The sequence below is a fragment of the Caldisphaera sp. genome, assembly GCF_049974385.1.
GTDB lineage: Archaea > Thermoproteota > Thermoprotei_A > Sulfolobales > Acidilobaceae > Caldisphaera.
The window spans coordinates 25,541-31,746 of sequence record NZ_JBMFIW010000020.1; the positions used below are offsets into that span (position 1 = coordinate 25,541).

At 29.9% G+C, this 6,206-nt stretch carries 4 protein-coding genes; 3 read left to right on the plus strand and 1 reads right to left on the minus strand.

Features of this window, described 5'->3' with window-relative positions; all coding sequences use genetic code 11:
- The first annotated feature begins 282 nt into the window (after nucleotides 1-282).
- From ACP5GV_RS06155 to ACP5GV_RS06165, 3 genes are all read left to right on the plus strand, one after another.
- Entirely contained in the window at nucleotides 283-2,601 is a 2,319-nt protein-coding gene (locus ACP5GV_RS06155; protein WP_428102849.1) for a M1 family metallopeptidase, read from the plus strand.
- Between the two features lie 74 nt (nucleotides 2,602-2,675).
- Entirely contained in the window at nucleotides 2,676-4,601 is a 1,926-nt protein-coding gene (locus ACP5GV_RS06160) for a prolyl oligopeptidase family serine peptidase (protein ID WP_428102851.1), read from the plus strand.
- A gap of 35 nt (nucleotides 4,602-4,636) precedes the next feature.
- Nucleotides 4,637-5,530 (plus strand): VIT1/CCC1 transporter family protein, encoded by an 894-nt coding sequence (locus ACP5GV_RS06165; protein ID WP_428102854.1) that lies wholly within the window; start codon nucleotides 4,637-4,639, stop codon nucleotides 5,528-5,530.
- 361 nt (nucleotides 5,531-5,891) lie between these two features.
- Here ACP5GV_RS06165 and ACP5GV_RS06170 read toward each other — a convergent pair.
- A partial coding sequence (locus tag ACP5GV_RS06170) for a hypothetical protein (RefSeq protein WP_428102856.1) occupies nucleotides 5,892-6,206 on the minus strand: 315 nt, incomplete at its 5' end.

Genomic DNA, 6,206 nt, shown 5'->3' on the forward strand with positions numbered 1-6,206 from the left:
CAGGTTTTTAAGGATTAGGAATTTTTTATTACCAAATTACTTCAAGAATGATGCAAAAATGAAATCATCTCTTTTCCAGTTAATCATAGGAATAGGAATCCATACACTTTCTTCTTCACCAGAGACCCGCCTTACGGATAGGGTAGTTTACTGGAATGACTAATAGTTTATTAAATTTCTGATATTTAATAAAAATACTATTAAAATAGTAAACATTGATAAAAGATCTTATGACCTTAGGTTTAAATTCTTGTATGCTATAATTAATATAGGGTGCAAAACTTGGCATATTATCAAGGATTTGAAGTCTATAAATATGATATATTTATGGATTTTAACGGTACAAAATATGATGGTATAGAAAAAATTGAGCTAAGCGCTGATAATCAAGTCGTTTTAGATTCAGTTGGATTAAAAATAAAATATGTTAAAGCTAATGGAAAGGATGTTGATTTTAAGCAAACCGAAAATGAGGTAATAATAAAGACAGGTAGCTTTAATGGAATTTTAGAATTAGGTTTTGAAGGTGAAGCCTTAGAAAGATTAGTTGGTATATATAAAGCAAAATATAATGGTGATTACGTAATTTCCACACAATTTGAATCTGTTCATGCAAGAAAAATGTTTCCATGCGTTGATAAACCAAGCTATAAAGCTTCATTTAAGATAAAAGTTAGAGTTTCTAAAGATCTTCACGTTATATCTAATATGCCTATTGAAAGAATTGATATAGAAGGAAACAAGAAGACTGTTAGCTTTTATGAGACTCCAAAAATGTCTACATATTTAATTTATTTGGGAATTGGAAAATGGGAAGAATTAAGTAGAGGAAAAATAATTGTTGCAACAATACCGAATAAATCTCAAAATGGGGAATTTGCCGCATGGTCTGCAATAAAATCTATAGATTTTTACGAAAGATACTTCGAAATACCATATATGCTACCAAAGATGCACCTTATAGCCGTTCCGGAGTTTGCTTTTGGCGCTATGGAAAACTGGGGAGCTATAACATTTAGAGAATCTGCCTTATTAGTTCCAAAGGATTCTGATTTAGGTCAAATGAAAAGAGTAGCTGAAGTAGTAGCTCATGAAATAGCCCATCAATGGTTCGGAGATCTTGTTACTATGAAATGGTGGGATGACTTATGGTTAAATGAAAGCTTTGCTACATTCATGAGCTTTAAAGCTGTAGATTCGTTTGAGCCATCATGGAATTTATGGGATGATTTTCTAAGTGGTGAAACAAGTGGTGCAATGGTAAGAGATTCATTATCTACAACACATCCAATACACGTAGAGGTCAATAGCCCTGACGAGATAGAAGCTATATTTGATGATATAAGCTATGGAAAAGGAGCGAGCATATTAAGGATGATAGAATATTTCCTTGGAGAGTCCTTTAGGAAAGGATTAAATAATTATTTAAGTCATTTTAGGTTTTCAAATGCTAAGGCAAATGATTTATGGGATTCATTGCAAACAACTACATCATATCCCGTAAAGTTAATTATGGATAGTTGGATAATGCAACCAGGTTATCCATATGTTAAAATAAGTTTAGATGGAAATCAGTTGGTATTAGAACAACAAAGGTTTACATTAGCTAAGAAGCTTGACGATTTAACGTATGTTATTCCAATATCTATGAGTTTAAATGGCAAAAGACTAGATTTATTAATGGATGAAAAAAGAACTAATATAAAAGTAGATAATATAAAATCAATTAAGCTAAACCTAGATAGGTCAGGATTTTACAGAGTATATTATAATTTTGATAATGAACTTATTGATAATATGAACTCAAAAGAAATATGGGGTTTTGTAAATGATTATTATAATTTCTTACTTTCAGGATTAATAAATAGAGAAAGATATTTAGAGATTATAAATAAATACTTTAAAGAAACGTCATATTTGCCTGTTAATGAAATATCATCACAGTTGTTTACATTAAGCTTGATAAATAAAGATGCTTTTAACGATTTATCATTAAGGTATCATAGCTATCAATACTCTGAACTAAGCAAAAAGAATGATCCCAATTTAAAATATTTGAAAGGATTAATAGCTAGAAGGCTTGCAATCTTGGATAGATCATTTGCTAAAGAGTTATCAGGAATGTTTGAAAAAGAAGTAGAACCCGATATGAGAGAAGCAGTATATACAGCTTATGCCATTGTTACAAACGATTTTGAAACGCTTAGCAAAAAATATATGACAACAGGGCTAGATTCTGAAAGGCTAAAATTCTTAAGGTCTATGATGTATATATCTGACCCATCAGTAATAAGGAAAACTTTAGAATGGGGTGAAATTAACGTCAAGTTACAAGATCTTTTATATTTATTGCAAGCTGCTTTAAACGATAAGGCTAAAGAAGTGTTTTGGGATTGGTTCAAGCAAAAAGGATTTTATTTATTAAACAAAGCATTCGAAGGAACCGCTATATTCGGGAGAAACCTGATGTGGATTATACCTATATTAGGTTTAAATAAAGAAAAAGAAGTTGAAGAGTTCTTTGCAAATGGTCCTTTAGCAAATGATGCTGGCGTGAGATCAGGTTTAGAATTATTACAAGTATATTCTAAATTAAAATAAAATTTTTAAAATTGTAATATTTGGTGTGAAAACTTATTATTCTTTTATTATAAAATAGCTTTGGGGAGAGAATTTTGAGTGAAAAGTTAAAGCCTGAAGATTTATCTAATTTATCATTAGTTTCTAGTCCTATAATTTCAAAAAATGGGCAAAAAATTCTTTTCGTAGTATCAAGATACGACTTGGATAAAAACAAATCAAAGAGTAACATATGGATTTATGATAATAATGAATATTATCCTCTAACAAAAGGTGAAAAAGACATTTGCCCTTCTTGGTCTAATATTGATAATTTAATTTCATTTTTGAGGATTAGAAAGAAAAGGATTTCATTAAATATCTTAAAAATTGGTGGAGAAGAATATGAATTATTTAGCCAAAAACAGGGTATATCAAAAATTATGTGGTCTAGTGATGGTAAAAAGATAGGATTTTTATCAAGAGCAACTAGTAAGGATTGGAAAGATTATAGTAAAAGAGAGGCATTAGTTATAGAAAATATACCTCCATATTTTAATGGAGAAGGATTTATTTATGATAGACCATCTAATTTATTCCTAGTTTCATACCCTGATGGAATAGTTTCTCAGATAACAAATAGTAAGTTTGGTGTATCTTCATTTGATTTTTCTCATGATGGTCAGAAAATAGCTTATGTCGATTCTTATGAGGAGCTTAAACCATTTTTGAATGAAATTAGAATAAAAAATTTAAAAACTGATGAGGATATAAGCATATTAAAGAACTATTCAATTTCTCAAGTATTATGGAGTCCAAAAGATGATAAAATTGCGTTCATTGGAAACAAGATGGAGAAAGGATATGCAACACATAATAAACTATACTTTTACGATTTAAAAACAGGTGAAGTTAAGCAAGTATGGCCTGGTTTAAACAGAAATATAGAAAATTCAATAAATAGTGATGTTAGAGGTCCTTCTTGTAATGAAATTGCTTACTGGTCTCATAATAATTATATATATTTCTTGTTGAGTGATCAAGGAAAAGTGAATTTATATGCAGCCAATGAGAAAGGAGGACTAAAAGGCATTATAACTCCTGAGGAATCTTCTATAGATGAATTCTCGATATCAGAAAGTGGATCTATTATCGCATATACTCAAATGTCTGATAATGAATTAAAAGAAATTTATATATATGATGGTATTAATTATAAGAAAATTACAAGTTTTAATGAAGTATTTCTAAGTTCTAAGAAATTAAATAAAGCTAAACATTATAAAACTAAATCTGAAGATGGAGAAAATTTAGATTATTGGGTTTTGTCATCCAACGAAAATAAGGAAAATGCTCCTTGGATACTATATATTCATGGTGGACCTAAAACATTTTATGGTTATTCTTTCAATTTTATATTTCATTATTTAGCAGCCCAAGGTTATACAGTTGTTTATGGCAACCCCCATGGTAGTGATTCTTATACAGAAGAGTTTGCTGATATTAGAGGAAAATATGGTACAATAGATTTTTCTGATTTGATGCGTATAGTCGATGACGCATTGAAAGGAAATAAAACTTTAGACCCAAATAAAGGAGCTGTAGCTGGAGGCAGTTATGGAGGTTTTATGACTAACTGGATTATAACGAAAACAAATAGGTTTAAGGTAGCTATAACAGAAAGGAGCTGTAGTAATTGGTTTAGCTTTTATGGGTCTAGTGATATAGGATGGCACTTTGCATCAGACCAATTAGAAATTAAAAATCCATGGGCAGACTTCGATAAAATAAAAGAAAAAAGTCCATTATTTTATTCGGATAAGATAGAAACTCCATTGCTTATAATGCACGCGTTAGAAGATTATAGATGTCCATATGAACAAGCAATGCAATTCTTTGTTGCTTTGAAACAGCTAGGAGTGGAAACAAAAATAGCTTTATTCCCGGGAGAAAATCATGATCTCACAAGAAGCGGTAAACCAAAAACAAGAATAAAATATATGGAGATTATGGCTGAATGGCTTAAAAAACACTTAGGTTAATAACTTTTTACTGGTAAAATTTACTGGTGCTATAAATGTTAACGAAAGAAGATTTAAAAAAAGTAGAAAAATATTGTAAAGATGAAATAAATACATATTTATTGTATAAAACGCTATCAAATTATAGTAAAGATAATAAAATTAAAGATGATTTGAAAAAACTATCTGAACAGGAATTAGAGCATTATAATTTTTGGAAAAGTATAATAGGTCATGAATGTGAGCCCGATATAAAACCTGGATTATTATTTAGAGTTTTATATAGATTATTTGGCCCTGTTTTTACTTTGCAAGTTCTGGAAAATAACGAATCAGCTACAATAGATGATTATAAACAATTTTTAGAAAAGCTTGAAAATGATTATCAAAAATCTATATTGAAAAAAATCATTCAAGATGAAGAAACTCATGAAAGGCAAATTATTGGAGATATAAAAGATGTAAGAGTAAAGTATCTGAGCTATGTTGCTTTAGGGCTTGCTGATGCTATAGTTGAAGTTTCTGGAGTTCATGCAGGGTTCTTGGGTGCTACAGATAAAACAATAATAGCTGGCGTTGCAGGCTTGGTTGTAGGCTTTTCTGCTGCTTTATCAATGGCTGGGGCTGCATACTTGCAGGCTAAACAGGAAAAAGCTATAAGAGCCTCAGCAGGTGCAATCGTAACTGGATTTAGCTATTTGTTAACAGTAGTAATATTAGCTTTACCGTACTTGCTATTGAGAAATATAATAGAAGCATTTGTTATTTCTCTATTTTTTGCAACTGCCATGATAAGCGGATTTACTTATTATAGTTCAATAATCCATACCCAAAGGTTTTCGAAGGAGATAATAGAAAGTTTGTTGATGTTATTCTTAACTGCTATAGCAGGATTTTTCTTTGGAGATTTAATTGGAAAAGTGTTTGGAATAAGGGCATTGATCGGCTAATAATATCAAAATAAACCTTTAACTAAAAGATTTAAGATATAAATTTTTATACGTGAACTTAAAAGCTTCAATTATAATAAAACATCATGATGAAATTGAATCCGTTAGCAATAATAATATTTACAATTCTAATTTCCTCTCTTCATATGATTGCTCCAGATCATTGGGTTCCCTTGAATGTTTTATCGATTAGAAGAAGATTTAATTATAGTACTATTATGTTAATTTCAGGTTTGTTGGGTTTTCTTCATAGCTTTGTTTCTGTTTTATTGAGTCTCGTATTAGTTTACGTTGGTTTGAATTTTTTCAATTTTATTGATATAAAATACTTCTCTGTATCAATAATATTTGTTGTTTGCATCTATATTTTATTAAGCTCTTTAAGAGAGGTAAAGGAAAATAGAAATGTTGAGGCAACATCTTTAATTGTTAGCGTTCTTCCAGATCCTGCTATATAGCCTCTTATTATCAGTTCATCGACTATGGGATTGCAGTTTCTTCTATTAATAATAATTTTGTTTATAATAACGAGTACAATCTCTCTATCTCTTGTAACATCATTAGTTAATAAGGGATTTCTTAAAGCTTTGTCTAAATTGAAGCCGTCGTCAACAGTTTCCGATAAACCGTGAAGTTTATATACTTTGTATGTGAATTTAATTATGGTGCTTAATGA

Excerpts from the sequence above, each read along its gene's own strand:
- ACP5GV_RS06165 (WP_428102854.1), top strand. The coding sequence starts at position 4,637 with ATGTTAACGAAAGAAGATTTAAAAAAAGTAGAAAAATATTGTAAAGAT.